14 protein-coding genes are annotated in these 16,721 nt (G+C 66.9%); 4 read left to right on the top strand and 10 right to left on the bottom strand.

Annotation, left to right across the window (positions count from 1 at the left end):
* Window positions 1–47: 47 nt before the first annotated feature.
* The 3 genes from Q0053_RS08880 to Q0053_RS08870 are packed head-to-tail and all read left to right on the top strand — an operon-like array spanning window position 48 to window position 3,938.
* Window positions 48–1,505 (top strand): MFS transporter, encoded by a 1,458-nt coding sequence (locus Q0053_RS08880; protein ID WP_298098985.1) that lies wholly within the window; start codon window positions 48–50, stop codon window positions 1,503–1,505.
* Entirely contained in the window at window positions 1,502–3,052 is a 1,551-nt protein-coding gene (locus Q0053_RS08875; RefSeq protein WP_298098982.1) for an alpha-amylase family glycosyl hydrolase, read from the top strand. Before Q0053_RS08880 ends, Q0053_RS08875 begins: the two co-directional genes overlap by 4 nt.
* A gap of 46 nt (window positions 3,053–3,098) precedes the next feature.
* Entirely contained in the window at window positions 3,099–3,938 is an 840-nt protein-coding gene (locus Q0053_RS08870) for an AraC family transcriptional regulator (RefSeq protein ID WP_298098979.1), read from the top strand.
* A 71-nt stretch (window positions 3,939–4,009) separates the two neighbouring features.
* Here the strand turns inward: Q0053_RS08870 and Q0053_RS08865 are convergent, their stop codons facing one another.
* The 7 genes from Q0053_RS08865 to Q0053_RS08835 form a co-directional block, all read right to left on the bottom strand.
* Window positions 4,010–4,918, bottom strand: a complete 909-nt coding sequence (locus tag Q0053_RS08865; RefSeq protein WP_298098976.1) for an ROK family protein — start codon at window positions 4,916–4,918, stop codon at window positions 4,010–4,012.
* A gap of 18 nt (window positions 4,919–4,936) precedes the next feature.
* A complete protein-coding gene (locus Q0053_RS08860; protein WP_298098973.1) occupies window positions 4,937–7,102 on the bottom strand; it encodes a GH92 family glycosyl hydrolase in 2,166 nt (721 codons plus the stop codon).
* The gene (locus Q0053_RS08855; protein WP_298098970.1) at window positions 7,099–7,932 is read right to left on the bottom strand and encodes a phytanoyl-CoA dioxygenase family protein; all 834 of its coding nucleotides are present in this window, start codon (window positions 7,930–7,932) and stop codon (window positions 7,099–7,101) included. The genes Q0053_RS08860 and Q0053_RS08855 overlap by 4 nt, the downstream gene beginning before the upstream one ends.
* 406 nt (window positions 7,933–8,338) lie before the next feature.
* Window positions 8,339–10,183 carry a hypothetical protein gene (locus Q0053_RS08850; protein ID WP_298098967.1) on the bottom strand — a complete coding sequence of 615 codons (1,845 nt, stop codon included), beginning with the start codon at window positions 10,181–10,183 and terminating at the stop codon, window positions 8,339–8,341.
* Between the two features lie 22 nt (window positions 10,184–10,205).
* On the bottom strand, window positions 10,206–10,874 hold the full coding sequence (locus Q0053_RS08845; protein ID WP_298098965.1) for a DUF305 domain-containing protein: 669 nt from the start codon (window positions 10,872–10,874) through the stop codon (window positions 10,206–10,208).
* Window positions 10,875–10,878: 4 nt separating this feature from the next.
* Complete coding sequence (locus Q0053_RS08840) at window positions 10,879–11,244, bottom strand: hypothetical protein (protein WP_298098962.1); 366 nt, start codon at window positions 11,242–11,244, stop codon at window positions 10,879–10,881.
* A gap of 124 nt (window positions 11,245–11,368) precedes the next feature.
* On the bottom strand, window positions 11,369–12,835 hold the full coding sequence (locus Q0053_RS08835; RefSeq protein WP_298098960.1) for an aldehyde dehydrogenase family protein: 1,467 nt from the start codon (window positions 12,833–12,835) through the stop codon (window positions 11,369–11,371).
* A gap of 183 nt (window positions 12,836–13,018) precedes the next feature.
* Here Q0053_RS08835 and Q0053_RS08830 point away from each other — a divergent pair, with 183 nt between their 5' ends.
* Window positions 13,019–13,210: a hypothetical protein gene (locus Q0053_RS08830; protein WP_298098957.1), complete on the top strand. Its 192-nt coding sequence runs from the start codon at window positions 13,019–13,021 to the stop codon at window positions 13,208–13,210.
* 37 nt (window positions 13,211–13,247) lie between these two features.
* On the opposite strand, the gene Q0053_RS08825 is transcribed toward Q0053_RS08830, so the two are convergent.
* From Q0053_RS08825 to tpiA, 3 genes are all read right to left on the bottom strand, one after another.
* Entirely contained in the window at window positions 13,248–14,900 is a 1,653-nt protein-coding gene (locus Q0053_RS08825) for a CTP synthase (protein ID WP_298098954.1), read from the bottom strand.
* A gap of 87 nt (window positions 14,901–14,987) precedes the next feature.
* Complete coding sequence (secG, locus tag Q0053_RS08820; protein WP_298098951.1) at window positions 14,988–15,422, bottom strand: preprotein translocase subunit SecG; 435 nt, start codon at window positions 15,420–15,422, stop codon at window positions 14,988–14,990.
* Window positions 15,423–15,549: 127 nt separating this feature from the next.
* Window positions 15,550–16,299: a triose-phosphate isomerase gene (tpiA, locus tag Q0053_RS08815; protein WP_298098948.1), complete on the bottom strand. Its 750-nt coding sequence runs from the start codon at window positions 16,297–16,299 to the stop codon at window positions 15,550–15,552.
* Between the last annotated feature and the right edge of the window lie 422 nt (window positions 16,300–16,721).

Raw genomic sequence — 16,721 nt, 5'->3', positions numbered from 1 at the left:
CTGACCGGCCTGTCGCGCCCGTTGCGGTGGTTGGCAGGAGCGCCCCCATGCTGACCTTCCAGCAACGCCGAGGCCTCCCGTTCTTCGTCCTGATCAGCCTGCCGGCCACGGCGATGGGGTTTGCCCTGTCGGTGCAGATTTCGGTGCTGAGCTGGATGCTGTCGACACGGTACGGCCTCGCCATCGAGGAGATCGGCCTGGTCTGGGCAGCGGGTCCCCTCGCCGGGATCCTTGGCCAGCTGCTGGTCGGTAGCCTCAGCGACCGCACCTGGTTCTGGGGGGGAAGACGGCGGGTCTTCATCATCGTCGGCGGCGCGGTCGCTGCCCTGTCGATCCTGCTGCTCCCGCAGATCGGCGTGACTTCCCGGGTGGTCGGCCTGCCCGGCGTGTTCGGCATCGCCATCACAGTGGCGCTGGCGCTGGATCTGGCCGTCAACGTCGGCTTCAGTCCCACCCGCGCCCTTATCGCTGACCTGACCGGGACAGGTTCCGAACGGGCGGCCGCCTACAGCATCATGCAGCTTGTGTCGGGCAGCTTCGGCGTCGCGGCCTACGCGATCGGCGCCCTGCTCGGCAATGACGTGCTCATCTATGTCGCAGTCGTGCTGGTGCTGCTCTTTGCGATCGTACCGGCCCTGCTGGTGACCGAACCCGAAACGCTGGCGGCAGACCTGCCGGCAGACTCCGGACCGCCGGCCGGGGTGCCGCCGGTCCCACCCCTCCCGACCCCGGAAAACGTCTGGATCGCGAGCGCAGGATCACTGTCTCCGCTCTGGGCGATCCTGATCTATGACATCTACGGCCTGACGGTCCGGATGACAGGCGCAAACCTGGCGGGCGGCACGGCCGAGCTTCTTTGTACGCTTGCAACCCTTGGGCTGGTCGCCCACGCCTTCCTGGGGCGGGAGGATCGACACACCGGCTTTCGCCGCATGGTCGCCGCAAGCGCCTTCTGCTGGCTCGGGGTGCAGCCGATCTTCGTCTATATGGTCAGCTTCCTGCAGGGCCGGATGCCCGGGCTGGACGATGCCGCCCTCGGCCAGGTGACCGCCCTCGCCTTTCTGGCGATGAACGGAGTCGCCGCCCTGGCCCCGCTCCTGCTTGGCCGACTGGCGCGCCGCGCGGGTGCACTCCAGGTCCACGTAGCGGCGGTCGCCGTGATGGCCGCCGGATGCCTGGCGATCTGGTTGTTCGTCACCGCACCCTGGCAGCTCTACGCCCTGATGGCCCTGTGCGGGCTCGGCTGGGGCTCGATCGTCAGCCTGCCCTTCGCGATCATGTCGGACCGGGTGTCGCCGACGCGCATGGGTCTGTTTATGGGCCTGTTCAACCTGTCGGTCGTCCTGCCCCAGCTGGTAACCAGCCTGGGGATCGCAACCCTGGTGGCGGCGGCCGATGACAAGGGCGTGGTGTTCGGCCTGTCCGGCCTGTTCCTCGGTCTCTCGGCCCTGCTCTGGTCCCTTGTCTCCCGCAACTCCCTCACTCTGAAAGGCGCCTCGCAATGAACCGCTTGCTGATCTGCCTGGCGCTCCTTCTGGCCCTGTGCGCCCACCCCGCCGCGGCCCGCGTCCCCGGCTCCGACACCGTCCAGCCTCCCCGCAATGTGCTGGAGAACGAGGTCGTCTATCACATCTTCCAGCGCAGCTTTCGCGACAGCGACGGCGACGGTCACGGCGACCTCACAGGCGTCCGGCAGGGCCTGCCCTATCTTCAGAGCCTCGGCGTCACGGCCATCCTGTTGACCCCGCTCTACCCCAGCCGGGTCTATCACAACTATTTCGCCACGGATTTTGAAGGCATCGACCCCCGCTACGGAACGATGGAAGACTATCGGGCCCTGGTCGCAGCGGTCCATGCGGCGGGGATGAAGATCTATCTCGACATGGAGTTCCAGTACCTGGCCGGCGGCCACCCCTGGTGGACCGCTGCCATGGCCGATCGCAACTCGCCCTACGCCGACTACATGCTCTGGGACGACCGCGCCGCTGGCATCGCCGAGGAAGGGCCCTTCGGTCTGCGTGAGATCCGCAACTTCAACCGCGACACCCATGGTGTGACAACCGTCAACCTCGTTCATCCCGGGGTCGGGGCCTATTTTGACGCCTATCTGCACGACTGGGTGGATCCGAACCGCGACGGCGACTTCACCGACGGTGCCGACGGCTTTCGGCTCGACCACATGATGGACGACCTCGATTCCAAGGGCATTCTGACCAATCTGTTTGCCGATTTCTGGAGACCGGCCTTCGACAGACTGCGGGCCATCAATCCCGACATTGCCCTCATCGCCGAGCAATGGGACTGGCAGTACGGCGAGGACTACCTGACCCGGGCCGATACCAGCGCCGTATTCGCCTTTCCAATCCATGAGGCCATCCGGAGCTGGGACCGCACGGCCCTGGTCACAGCCATCACCCGTACCGGCGAGGTCACACCGGCCGGCAAGGCCCAGTTGATCTTCGCAGAGAACCACGACGTCAGCCGCATCGCCTCCGACCCGGGGATGACACCTGAAAAGCTGCGCTCGGCGGCGGCCCTCGTCTTTCTGCTCCGGGGCACCCCGATCCTCTACTACGGTCAGGAACTGGGGATACGCGGCCGGAAGGACGCCGGCTATCAGACGGATGAAGCCGACATTCCGATGCGCGAAGCGTTCAAATGGGCCGCAATCGATGCCGCGCCTGAGCAGGCCATCTGGTACCGGCGCCCGGGTGAACGGTTCTGGGATCAGCGCTATGCCCGCGATCACGACGGAATTTCGGTCGAGGAGCAGCAGCTTCGTCCGGACTCGCTGCTCAGCCACTATCGCAGGCTGGCCAGCCTGCGCCGGACCCATGCCGCGCTTGTCGCGGGCGAGCAGGCCGTGATCGACGGTGACCCGAGATTGCTGATCGTGGAGCGAAGCACCGCTGATCAACGGCTGGTGATTGTCAGCAATCTGTCGGCGGAAGCGGTCGACTACACCGGCCCCGGCAGCTCAGGTCCTGACCTGATCGGCAACGGCACCGCCGCATTGCGGCCTTGGCAGACGGCGCTGTTCCTGATCCCCTGATCTCCGGGCCGTTGCCACCCCGGCAAGACTGTCAGCATATTGTCCTATGGTCGTTCAACCCATCTGCGAGCCTGTTCGCCTTCCGCTGGGGATCAATGCGCTCGTCACCCGTGTAACGGCGTCGGCTTCAGCACCGCCGCCCGCGCGGCTGCTGCATTTCCATGATGTCGCAGAGATCGTCCTGTTCGGAGAGACCCGCGGCCATTTCGAGTGCGACACGCTCAGCTTTCCGATCACGCCCGGCTGTGCGGTCTTCGCGCCGACGATGCGCTATCACGACTTCCACTTCGAGGCCGGTCCCAAGAACTGGACCTTGATCCAGGTCGACCCCTACGTCCTGACCCGGGTGACCAGTGTGCCCGTTCCGGCTGGACCGTTCTGCGTGAACCCGGACAAGGCCATGAAGGCACGCCTCGCAGTCCTCGCCGACTGGCTATCCGATGTCGCCACAAGCAACCCTGCCGATCCACTGATCGATCAGATCGTCGGCCTCATCATGCATGCGCTCTGCCAGATCCCGCAGGTCAGGGCAGAGGCGATGCCTGGGCGGGCCACCCAGCTCGCCCGCTTCATGCCGATCCTTGAGCGGTTGCGCGCCGACCCGGGCAATCCGGTTCCACTGCGCGAGGCCGCTGCGATCAGTCACCTGTCACCCGCCTATTTCTCCCGCCGGTTCGCCGCGGTGTTTGGTTGTGGCTACTCCGACTATGTCACCGCCTTCCGGCTGCACATCGCGTCGCGCTGGATAGCCACGACGAACCTGCAGCTTTCGGAGATCGCCTATGCATCGGGGTTTTCCTCTCCGTCGCATTTCTCGGCACGGTTCCGTGAACGCTTCGGCATGACCGCGCGCGAGTATCGCGACCGGCTGAAGTATCCCGCCTGATGGGCTGATCGCCAGACAATGGCCGCCGACAGAACAGCTGCCGGCGTTTCAGATGGCTGTTGTCAGACAGGTCATTCGACCCGGGTTGCGGCAGCCTGCGCCAGGGCCACCGCACCGAGGGGGCCGGCCGATGTTCCCAGGGCGGGCGCAGCGACGAAGGCCTCGATATCCTCGGCGATGGCGGGGGCCACACCATAACCGTTCAGGGATTCAACGAGCGCCTGACGCACCGGGGGCAACAGAAAGGGCTGCCCGGCGATAACGCCGCCGCCGATCAGAACCCTCTGCGGGGCAGTCGTCAGGACCAGATTGTGCATCAGGGCGGCGAGCGCTTGGACAACCTCCGTCCAGACCGGATCGGTCGGTGGCAGATCGGCGGCGCGAGCACCGGCCTGCGCCTCGATCGCTGGTCCGGACGCCAGACCCTCGACGCAATCCCCGTGGAAGCGACAGGCCCCCGGCCAATTCCGCCCGGCCATACGGGGGATCCGCAGGTGACCGGCTTCCGAATGCCCCAACCCCCGTACCGTTTGTCCCCTGATGACAGAGCCCACACCGATCCCGGTGCCCACCGTCACATAGGCATAGCTGTCCAACCCCCGGGCTCCGCCCCACCGCCCTTCCGCCAGGGCCGCGCCATTGACGTCTGTATCCAGACCGACCGGGACGCCGAAGGGTGTCATGCCTGCCAGCAGGTTCGCACCGGTCCAGCCGGGTTTGGGCGTATTGACCAGGGTTCCATGGAGCGGCGAGGCCGGGTCCAGCTCAAGCGGGCCGAAGCCCGCCACACCGATGGCCCGAAAACCGTGCTGCGCCTGCCAGCGGACCAGAACCGCATCGATGGCCGCCAGGGTTTCCGCCGGCGTCGTGGTCGGAATCCGGACCGTCTCGCGGATGTCACCCGGCCCTGTGGCCAGCAGACAAACGCATTTGGTGCCCCCCATCTCGACACCGGCGAACGGCAGCTCAACGTCGCTCATCCTGTCAGCCCCCATTCATCATCCGGCCCCGGAACCAGAGACCAGACACCCGCCCTCGACCAGCCGGCCATGCGGCAGGGTGCGCTCCTGGATGACCGCGTCATTGAACATCGACCGCGCCGCTGAACGCGACGAGGTCCCGATGAGCAGCGAACGACCGGAGGCGAGGCTGATGCGTGCCGACCCGACCAGTGGCTGCCCCAGCACATAATTCCCGCGAAACGGATCGGCCGGGTAGAAACCCAGGGTCGCGAAAACATACCAGGCGCTCATCTGGCCGCAGTCGTCGTTGCCGGTGATGCCGCGGGGCGTGTCATTGTAGAAGCGCCGGGCGATCTCCCTGACCAGTTCGGGACCTCGATCAGGCCGGTCGCTGTGCGCATAGAGCCAGGCGATATGGTGGCTGGGCTCATTGCCATGGGCATACTGACCGATCAGCCCCTCCTGCCCCTGGTGCGGATCATCGCCCGCCCCGGTCTGGGCGAAGAAGCGGTCCAGCATGGCGGTGAAATTCCGCCGCCCGCCCATGGCTGCGATCAGGCCATCGACGTCATGCAGCGCCGGTGTCCAGCTGTACTGCCAGGCATTGGCCTCGGTGTAGTCGCCGGGGGTGCCGAGCGGCGACGTCGTTTGCAGCGGATCAAAGGGTGTGCGCCAGGCCCCCGAACTGTCCCGACCCCGCGCGAGCCTCGTCTCCGGATCCACGAGATTTCGATAGGTCCCCGCGCGCGCCGCGAACCGGCCTGAGGCGTTCGTGTCGCCGGCCATCATCGCCATATGGGCGGTCGCAGCATCACCGATCCCGGCTTCGAGCGTCCTGGAGACCGCCTCATTGGGAAACAGATCGTTGGGATAGTAGCCGAAGCGCTCGACCGCATCCCAGTCCGCGAGCCGGTGGTTCGTGGTTGAGGTCTTGATCATGGCCGCCAGGGCTTCGGTGCCGTCGAAACCCCGGAACCCCTTGGCCCAGGCATCGGCGATCACCGGCAAGGCGGGGTTTCCGATCATGCACCAGGTCTCGCGACCCCAGATCGGCCAGAGCGGCAGATGCCCCTGGGCCCGATGATGGTCCAGCAGGGTCAGGACGAAATCATCGACCCGCTCCGGCACCAGCAGGGTGTAGAGCGGATGGGCGGCCCGGAAGGTGTCCCACAGCGAGAGCGTGGAATAGTAGACGCGGCCACGCGCCGTGGCGACCGAGCCGGTTGCCCCCCGATAGCGCCCGTCGATGTCCGAGATCGTGCTCGGCTGAAGCATGAGGTGATAGAGCGCGGTATAGAATATCCGCCGGGTCGTCTCATCGGCGTCGATCTCGACCCGGCCCAGCAGCGCGTCCCATTCAGCGTCCGCGGCGCGCGCCACGGCGTCGAAGTCCCAGATGGGCAACTCCGCCATATTGCGGCGTGCGCCGTCGACGTCGATCGTCGACAGGGCCACCCGGGCCTCGAGCCGCCCATCGTCCCCGACATCGAAACCGAGCAGGAAACGCGGCGCGATCTGGCCGGGACGTTTCGGCAACTCGCGCACCGATACGACCGGACGGTCGAAATCGAGCGCGAACGCCATCGTCCGCGTCGCCCAGTTGGTCGAATCCACCGTGCCGTCGACGCCGTCTGACCGGGGGGTGACGCTGGCGGCGGTAACCCGCTCGCCTTCGAGAAACCGCAGCCGATGGTGCGTATCGACCAGCACATGAACCCGCCCGGCCCGCGCAAAATGATAGCGATGGAGCGCGACGCGGAGCGAGGACGTCAGCTCCACGAGACACGCATTGTCCGTCAGCCGAACCGCATAGTAGCCCGGCCTCGCGACCTCGCTCGCCTTGTCATAGGCACTCGACAGATCCTCTCGCGGATCGGCAACCGGCTGCAGCAGCACGTCGCCCAGCTCGGGGATGCCGGTGCCGCTGGCCCGGGTCTGGGAAAAGCCGAGGATGCGCGGCGCGCGGTATTGATAGCCGCTGGTAAAGTCCCAGCCGCTGTCAGCGTTGTCCGGCCCCGGCTGGATCATGCCGAACGGGCGACAGGGACCGGGAAAGGCGTGGCCGGTGCCGTCGGTGCCGATGAAGGGGTCCACATAGCGGGTGAACGAGCCGTTCGACCGGGCCCGCACCGGCCCTGCACCCAGCACCGGGGCAGCCGCCAAGGTGCCGATCACCCCGCGTCGGCTGATCCCGGGCCTCATGCGGCGGCCCGGTCAAAGAGCAGCGGGTTCCCCGGAGTATCGATAATCGCGCCGGTTTCGACACCGCTGCACCACCGGTCGCGATCCGCCCTCTGCGGCTCGTTGACCGGCTCTGCCAGACGCATCGCGGCGTCCATATAGATGATGGTCATCACCGATCGCGGCGTCCTCGACACATTGGGGCCCGCCTTGTGGAACAGCCAGCCGGCATGAAAGCTGACATCGCCCAGATCGAAGGGCTCATCGACGATCGGGAACGCCTGCGCCTCCATGGCGGCGGTGATCGCCGCCTCGCTCTCGTCGGAGATCGGCAGATCGCGCCCGAGGACCGACCGGTGACTGCCTGCATAGAAGGCCAGGGGCCCCAACTCGCGTGGAACAGGCTGCAGGGGGATCCATGCCGTCACGGTCCGGTCGCTTGCCAGCGGCCAATAGTACTGGTCAGCGTGCGCGGGGGTAATGCCACCCCCGGGCTCCTTGTACAGGGACTGGTCGTGGTAGAGCCGGACACCCTGGACCTCGAGCAGGTCGGCGGCGATCCTGGCGAGCGTCCGGCCAAAAACAAAGTCCCGCACCACCGGGCTCTGCTGCCACAGGTTCATCACCTGAAGAAACGCCCGATCATAGGTCGTGCGCTCCTCAAGCGGCAGCGTCTGGGTGTTCAGGGCGATCGTCAGACGTGTGATCTCGCGTCCGTAGTCAGCGAGCACCTCGGCCGGCAGCACATCCCGCAGATGAACGAAGCCGTCCCGGCGAAAGGCCGCCAGAACACTGTCATCAATGGGATAGTCGCGATGGATGTCGGGGTTGGATGCAGGCAGATCGGTCATGTCGGAATCCTACAATACGAACCCTGCAAACGGACCGGCCCCGATTATCGAGCTTGCAGCCATAAACTGACAGGATTTTGCACTCGCCGGGCCGGACAGGCCGGATCGCGGAACGGGGTGCGACCTGCCCGACCGTCGTTGCCGGACCGGGACGTTCCGCAAACCCGGGCGGAGGCTGGGCTAACGCCGCACCGCCCGTCGGATGACATCGGCAGGCGATCGCTAGCGATTCAACGAAATCAGCTTCGCGAAACACCATCTCCATCAGCGGTCTGGGCGGCCTTTGGCGGACACACGCCGTCACTGGACCGACAGCGCCCCCGGGAGCTCCGCCGGTCGCGCTGAGCGCTCTGTGTGGATCTTGCCACCGCCCCGACCCGGCGGCGACCGCGTCCGATGGGGTCCCTTAGCGACCCCGGCGTCCGAACAGGTCGGCCAGGGCTTTCAGCCGCGTGGCATTCAGCCCGGTCGCGCTGCTGGCCGCCGCGGCCAGGGCGGTCGACAGCTCTGCCGAAGCCCGCTTGTCCGCCCGACCCCGACGCCAGGTATCGATACGGGCCTGAACCTGCCCGGCAAGGCCGGCCTCCACGCCCCCGACCCGGGTAAGCTGGTCCAGATAGGACGCGGCCACATCCGGCGTATCAGCCCAGACGATGCGGGTCTGGGTCTGGGGATTGATCGTCTCCGCCGTCACAGCCTCGGCGGCGGCGATCTCGGCCGCCGACAGATGCTCGCTCGGGACCAGCCGCAGCACATCGAGGCCGCGAGCGATCTCGCTCGAATAGATCCTGCCGTTGAACCAGTAGGCCGACCAGGAACCGCCGACGTACAGCCGGCTGGCGTCGATCGGGCCCCGATCAAAGAAGGCGATTTCGACCGGCCGGGCCGGATCGGTGAACTCCATGATCGAGACCCCGCCCTGGTACCAGGCCTGGACCATCAGGTCGCGGCCCGGAACGGGGATGATCATCCCGTTGTGGGCGACGCAGTTCTCGGTCGCGCCCTGGGCGCTCGGCAGTTTGTGGAAGCTCTTGCCGGCGAGGGTCCGGTTCTCGATGGTGGCCACCATATTGGCGCCCCAGGTCGCAGGGTCTGTGGCCCGGCAACGGGCCCCGATGCCGCCGCCCCACTCGTCCGTGAACACGACCTTGTCGCCGGCATTGTTGAAGGTGGCCGAGTGCCAATAGGCCATGTCGGGATCGAAGATGTCCGACGTCCGGCGCGGATTTTCCGGATCGGAGATGTCCAGCAGGATGCCGTTGCCACTGCAGGCCCCCGCGGCCAGGCCGATCTCGGGATAGACGGTGATGTCATGGCACTGGTTGGTCTGGGCCGTGTCCTGGGTCGCGATCCCGGACCGGCCGCCGCGCCAGAGGCCCGCCACACGGCCGGTCTGGCTGTCGGCGAAGATGCGCGGGCGATTGACGATCGCCGCGTCCTGCGGTCGGTCCAGCTCCACCTTGATCACATCGATCGAGTACAGGGCGGTTTCGGGATTCCGGTCCGGCTGACCGTCCGTGCAGATGGCCAGCTCCGCCGCGCCGCGGACGTCTGAGGTACCGGAGTTGTAGACATAGAGGACGTTGGCGTCGGTCGGATGCGGAACCAGCGTATGGGTGTGCGAGCCCCGGCAGGTCTGGACAGCAGCAATCTGGCGCGGCGCGTTCAGGTCGCTGATGTCAAAGATCCGGACGCCCCGGAACCGTTGGGCGGTAACGTCGTCCGACGTCGTCGCAGTACCGCAGTTGAGCCGCCCCCGGTTTTCCTCGACCGACATGAAAAGCAGGTCGCCATGGACAGAGACATCGCCCTGGCCGCCGGGGCAGACCACCGACATGACCAGCTGCGGCGGTCCGTCGCCGGAGATGTCATAGGCATTGAAACCATTGAAATTGCCGACGAACAGCTTGCCGTCTGACACCGCCATGTCGGTATTGGCCATGCCGAGCACGCTGAAGTTCGGATTACCCCTCGCCCGGGCCATCATCGCCTCGCCTTCCTCACGGCTGGTCGGCGGCGAGAAGCCGATGTCGGGGTCGACAAATCCCGCTGGCTTGCCGATGGCGTGCTCCAGGGCGATGCCCGATGCCAGCTGGCCCGCATCAGCGAGGCCGGCCGACAGGGTGGTGCGGCCGTCAGCCCTGATTTCCTGTGCAGCGGGCGGGGCGGCGGACTGGGCCGCAGCGCCACCGGCACACAACAGGATGCCAAGCACGGCGACAGTGGAAAGCAGGCTGCTGCGAACGTTCATGGCCGGTCCTTCAGGAAGGGGTTCAGAGCTCAGACAAAAGGGATTGCATACGCAGAATCTCCGCCGACTGGTCGGCGACGACGGAGGTGGTGAAGTCGGACAGCATCGTATCCTCGGCCGCGCCCGGATTGGCCAGCAGGGCGTCGACCATGTCGAGCGCACCCTGATGATGCCGGATCATGCCTTCAAGGAAAAGGCGGTCGAAGGCGGGACCGCTCGCCGCGGCCAACGCCTGCATCTGCGCCGGCGACAGCATGCCGGCCATGATCGGTGTGTCAGAGGCCGGCATTGCGTGGCCGGCATGGTGCGAATGGTCCATTCCGGCGTGTCCGCCGCCCATGCCCGGCATCTCCAGCGGCTGGCCACGATCGCTCAGCCAGCCCCGCATCAGGGCGATCTCGGCATCCTGACTCAGGGCGATCCGTTCCCCCAGCCGCCGCACGGTCGGGTGGACCCCCCGCGTCCTGAGCAGTTCGACCATCTCCACCGCCTGGGCATGGTGGACAATCATATGCTGCATGAAGGCCACGTCATCGTGGGTAAAGGTCGAGCGACCGAGCGCAATCGCCTCGGCGGGCGTGACCACGCGCGACGCGGTCCCGGGTGCGCCGGGCTGGAAGATCGGCGGCGTCTGTTGCCCTGCGGTGAGCGCAATCAGACCGGCCAGCAGAATGCCCGCGGACGCCGCCAAATCCCTAGCCCCCCGCCCCGACGGCGGCGAACTTGCCTTCGGACTCCTGGCCGATGAACCAGGTCATGGTCCGGCCACCGGCGAATTTGACGCTGTAGGACTCGACCCGGCCGCCGGGTGTTTCCTCGGCACTCACAAAGGTCATCGTCTCGACCGGCCCGAGGGCGTTCAGACCCGGCGACATCGCCGCGATCTGGGCATTGCAGGCATCGAGAAGCGGCTGGGCCATCAACTCGGCCAGGCAGGTCCCGGCGGCCGCTTCCGTCACGATCCGGGTCAGCTGCGGTGCGTACTGGCCGTCCTCGGCCATCGCCGGAAACGCAAACAATCCCGCCGCCGCAACGCCGGCCAACATCATACGGACACGCATCTTTTCCTCCCCACCGGGCTCAATCCCGTTCCGCCGAGCATGGCCCAGGCTGGACAGGGTCACAACCGGTCAGCGCGTGACAAAGCGTTCATGCTTTGCGGCAAGTCGGGCCGACCAAACCCCCTTATGTCGCAGGACCTGCCGACGACCCCTCCACCGGCCGCTGCCGGATGACCAGGTTCCGGATCTCGGTCATGTCCTCCATGGCGAATTTCACGCCTTCGCGGCCCAGACCGGAGTCCTTGACCCCGCCATAGGGCATGTTGTCGACGCGATAGCTCGGCACGTCCCCGATCAGGATGCCGCCGACCTCGAGCACATCCCAGGCCCGCATCGCCTTGTGAATGTCGCGCGTGAAGATGCCCGCCTGCAGACCGAACCTTGAGTCATTCACCTCGGCCAGGGCCGCCTCGAAATCCGAAAACCGCGACAGGATCGCCACCGGCCCGAAGGCTTCCTCCTCACGGATTTTCAAGCCTCGTCCGACACCCTCCAGCAGGGTCGCGTCCAGCATCGCTCCGGAGCGGTTGCCGCCGCACAGCACCGTCGCACCGGCACTGCGGGCTTCATGGATCCAGGCCTCCAGCCGGGCCGCCTCCGTCTCGTCGATCATCGGACCGATGAAGGTGGTCTCCTCGCGCGGATCGCCGCAGATCAGGGCCCGGGCCTTCCCGACCAGCAGGTCGCGCAAGGGCTTATAGACATCGTCGTGGATCAGGATCCGCTGCACCCCGATGCAGGACTGGCCCGACTGGTAGAAGGCCCCGAAGATGATCCGCTCGGCCGCGTCTTCCAGATCGCTGTCGCGGTCGACGATGACGGCGGCATTGCCCCCCAGCTCCAGCACCACCTTCTTCTTTCCGGCCCGGGCCTTGAGCGCCCAGCCGACCTCCGGTGAGCCGGTGAAGGACAGCAGCTTGAGCCTGTCGTCGGTGGTGAACAGGTCAGCCCCGTCGCGCGTGGCCGGCAGGATGGAGAAGGCCCCCGCCGGCAGATCCGTCTCGGCCAGAATCTCGCCGATGATCAAGGCCCCCAGCGGCGTCCGCGATGCGGGTTTCATCACGAATGGACACCCGACCGCCAGGGCCGGTGCGATCTTGTGGGCGGCCAGGTTGAGCGGAAAGTTGAAGGGCGAGATGAAGGAGCACGGCCCGATCGGCACGCGTTTCCACATCCCCTGATAGCCCCTGGCGCGCGGCGAAATGTCGAGCGGCTGGACCTCTCCGGTCATGCGTACCGACTCCTCGGCGGCGATGCGGAAGGTATCGATCAGTCGGGTCACCTCGCCGCGCGAGTCCCGGATCGGCTTTCCGGCCTCGATGCACAGGGCATGGGCCAGTTCGTCGGCCCGCTCCTGGAAGCGTTTCACACAATGGGCCAGCACGGCCTGCCGCTCATAGGCCGCCATCCGCGCCATGGGCCCGGTCGCCTCGACCGCCGCGCAGATGGCACGATCGATCAGGGCGGGGTCAGCCAGGGCCACCCGCGTCGCCACCTTGCCCGAGTATTTGTCGGTCACCTCCAGGTCCTGGTTGGGTGTGATCGCCTTGTTCGCCAGGTAGAGGGGGTAGGCGGCTTTCAGGGACGGCATGGAACGGCGCTCCGGCTGGGTTATGGATGTTGAGCCCACAGGGCCGTCGCGGGCGCGACTCCGGAAGTAACGCTGCAGGGCGATGAACCGCTCCGGCAAGGTGAGTCGCCCATTTTCCTGCAAAATGGAAAATGTAACGGTGTTTGGTGTACGCTGGAACTATCTCCCTCGGGCGGAAAGACCATGTTCAAACAGACGAAGGCCCTGTTCCGGTCGGTTCAGTGCCGCCTGAAAGGGCATGTCTACGTCGACAGCCGCAGTCAGCCCGGCACCCGCGTGTGTGTCCGCTGCCAGGACCGCCGACCGTTCGAAGGCCTGCGCGAGACGTCCGGCGACGCCGATCCATCGGCCCATCCCCGGGCCGGGCAGGACTGAGGGACGCCCGGGCCGCTGCACCGGCCCGCCCCCGCACTCAGACCAGACGGCTCTGCACCACGGCCGCCTCGATGAAGCCCGCAAACAGGGGGTGCGGGGCGAAGGGTCGGCTCTTCAGCTCAGGGTGATACTGGACACCCACAAACCACGGGTGATCCTCGCGCTCGACCGTCTCGGGCAGGACGCCGTCCGGCGACAGGCCGGCGAAGATCAGACCGGCCTTCTGCTCGATGGCCTCGCGGTAGTTGATGTTGACCTCGTAGCGATGCCTGTGCCGCTCGCTGATCGTCGTCGAACCATACATTTCCGCGATCTTCGACCCCGGCTTCAGCGTCGAGTCATAGGCCCCCAGACGCATGGTCCCGCCCATATCGCCGCCCTGCTGACGCAGGACGCGCTGGTTGCCCTGGGTCCATTCGGTCATCAGGCCGACCACAGGCTCGGTCGTGGGTCCGAACTCCGTCGATGAGGCCTTGGGATAGCCGGCCAGGTTCCGGGCCGCCTCGATCACCGCCATCTGCATGCCGAAACAGATGCCGAAATAGGGAATCTTGCGCTCACGGGCGAACCGGGCCGCCTCGATCTTGCCCTCCGAGCCCCGCTCGCCGAAGCCGCCGGGCACCAGGATGGCATGGGCCGTCTGCAGGCGCGCGTCGCAGGCTTCGCGGTCGCCCTCGAAGGTCTCTGCCTCGACCCAGTCGATATTGACCTTGACGTTGTTGGCGACCCCGCCGTGTTGCAAAGCCTCGATCAGGGATTTGTAGGCGTCCTTCAGGACCGTGTATTTGCCGACCACCGCCACCGTGACCTCGCCGTCGGGGTGCAGCCGACGCCGGGCGATTTCCTGCCACATCGTCAGGTCGGGTTCCGGCGCATCGGTGATGCCGAAATGGGCCAGCACCTCGGCGTCCAGTCCTTCGCGGTGATAGTCCAGCGGCACGGCGTAGATGTCGGCGGCGTCCATCGCCTGGATCACGCCGGTCGGGCGCACATTGCAGAACAGGCCGATCTTGCGCTTCTCCTCGGGCGGGATCGGGAGTTCGCACCGGCACAGCAGGATATCGGGCTGGATGCCGATCGATCGCAGCTCCTTGACCGAGTGCTGGGTCGGCTTGGTCTTCATCTCGCCGGCCGTCTTGATGAACGGCAGCAGGGTCAGGTGCACGAAGCACGACTGGCCGCGCGGCAGGTCCTGGCCCAACTGGCGGATGGCCTCAAAGAACGGAAGACCCTCGATGTCGCCGACCGTGCCGCCGATCTCGACCAGCACGAAATCCGCATCCTCACCTTCGTCGGTCAGGGCGGGCGTCAGGCAGAAGGATTTGATCTGGTCGGTCACGTGCGGGATCACCTGCACGGTCGCCCCCAGATAGTCGCCGCGCCGCTCCTTCTCCAGGATGGTCGAATAGATGCGGCCGGTCGTGATGTTGTCGGACCGGGCGGCGGAGACGCCTGTGAACCGCTCATAGTGACCGAGGTCGAGATCAGTCTCGGCCCCGTCATCCGTCACAAAGACCTCACCGTGCTGGTAAGGACTCATCGTGCCCGGATCGACGTTGAGATACGGGTCCAGCTTCCTCAGCCGGACCTTGTAACCACGCGCTTGCAGAAGCGCGCCGAGAGCGGCGGAGGCGAGGCCTTTTCCAAGGGAGGAAACCACGCCGCCGGTGATGAACACGTAACGGGCCATGGGGGGTCACTCTACCGCTGATTCGAGCGGGCTGATGCGAAGACTGTGAGGGCGGGCGAGGAAGGCGGGGATAAGGTCCCCGCCTTTCTAGTTTGCGGGGGCCGGCTGGGCCGGCGCCGGAGCCGTGGAAGGGGCCGGAGCAGAGGACACGCCCGCCAGGCTGGATTCGAGATTCTGGAGCGACGGCGCGACCGGTTGCGCCGGAACCGCCGGATCAACGGCCGGGACCGCGTCCGACGCTGTGGGCGCAATCAGCTCACCCACGGCGTCCGCATCCACGATCGAGCGATTGGCCCGCTCGACATTGCCGAGGATGGTCAGGCCGATGGCGCACAGGAAGAACAGCGTCGCCAGCACCCAGGTCGTCTTGGTCAGCAGATTGCCCGCGCCGCGCGCGGTCATGAAGCCCGAGGGGCCTCCCCCCATGCCGAGGGCACCGCCCTCGGAACGCTGGATCAGGATCACGCCGGCAAGCGCGACCGAGATGAGGATCATGGCGACGAGGAGAATGGTCTGGAGCATGGCAGCCGTTATGTGTGGCGCGGGACGGCACCGATCAAGCGGCGGCGTCTAACATTTGGGGAGGAACTAGGGAATAGGGATTAGGGATGGCGGGCATCGACGCCCGGCCCTGCTGATCCCGGCCCCGTCACACGCCCCGGACAATCCCCAGAAAGTCCGCCGCCTTCAGCGAGGCCCCGCCGACCAGGGCACCGCCCACTTCGGGCACGGCCAGGATTTCGCGCGCATTGTCCGGCTTGACGGAACCGCCGTACAGGATCGGCCGGGCGGCACCGGCCGGACCCAGTCGCTCGATCATCGCCGCGCGAACGGCCCGGTGAACCGCCTCTATCTGCTCCAGCGATGGCGTCAGCCCCGTACCGATCGCCCAGACCGGCTCATAGGCCACGGCGAACGCGCCCTTTTCAGCCAGGATCGCCGGGAGGGAGGCCATGACCTGTCCCCGCACCACCTCGACCGCCCGACCGGCCTCGCGCTGTTCCAGTGTCTCGCCGACGCAGATGATCGGCTCCAGCCCGACGGACAGGGCCGCCTCGGCCTTGGCGGCGACAACCGAGTCTGTCTCGCCATGCCCCTGGCGACGTTCCGAATGCCCCAGAATCACCAGCGTCGCGCCGGCATCCCTCAGCATCGCGGCCGAGACGTCGCCGGTGAAGGCTCCGTGGCTCTCGGCCCGGCAGTCCTGCCCACCGATCTCGATACCCTCACCCGCCGCCCGCGCCATCCGCTCGATCAGGGTCGCCGGGGGGCACAGGGCGACGCGGCAGGCCGGCGCGGCCTCGGCCAGTGCGGCACGCAGCGCCTCCACCTCACCCAGGCTCCCGCCCAGGCCGTTCATCTTCCAGTTTCCGGCGATCAGTTTTTCGGTCTTCATCATCCGGGCCTTCTATGCGGCGACTGGCGACAAGCCAAGCGGCGGCAGCACCGCTCGTCTCCTCCCCGCTTCGTGGGGAGGGGGACCGTCCGGAGCCTCGCAGAGGCGAAGGAGGGTGGAGGGGCGCACCGCTCGTCTCCTCCCCGCTTCGCGGGGAGGGGGACCGTCCGGAGCCTCGCAGAGGCGAAGGAGGGTGGAGGGCCGCACCCTCCGTCTCCTCCCCGCTTCGCGGGGAGGGGGACCACGCGTAGCGTGGTGGAGGGGCGCCGACCGCACGCTCCTCCCCGCTTCGCGGGGAGGGGGACCGTCCGAAGCCTCGCAGAGGCGAAGGAGGGTGGAGGGGCGCACCCCCAGTCTCCTCCCCGCTTCGCGGGGAGGGGGACCGTCCGGAGCCTCGCAGAGGCGAAGGAGGGTGGAGGGGCGCC

Origin of the sequence: Brevundimonas sp., assembly GCF_027487935.1 — a bacterium.
GTDB lineage: Bacteria > Pseudomonadota > Alphaproteobacteria > Caulobacterales > Caulobacteraceae > Brevundimonas.
The sequence above is the reverse complement of the archived record's forward strand: the minus strand, read 5'-3'. Positions and strand labels throughout refer to the sequence as shown.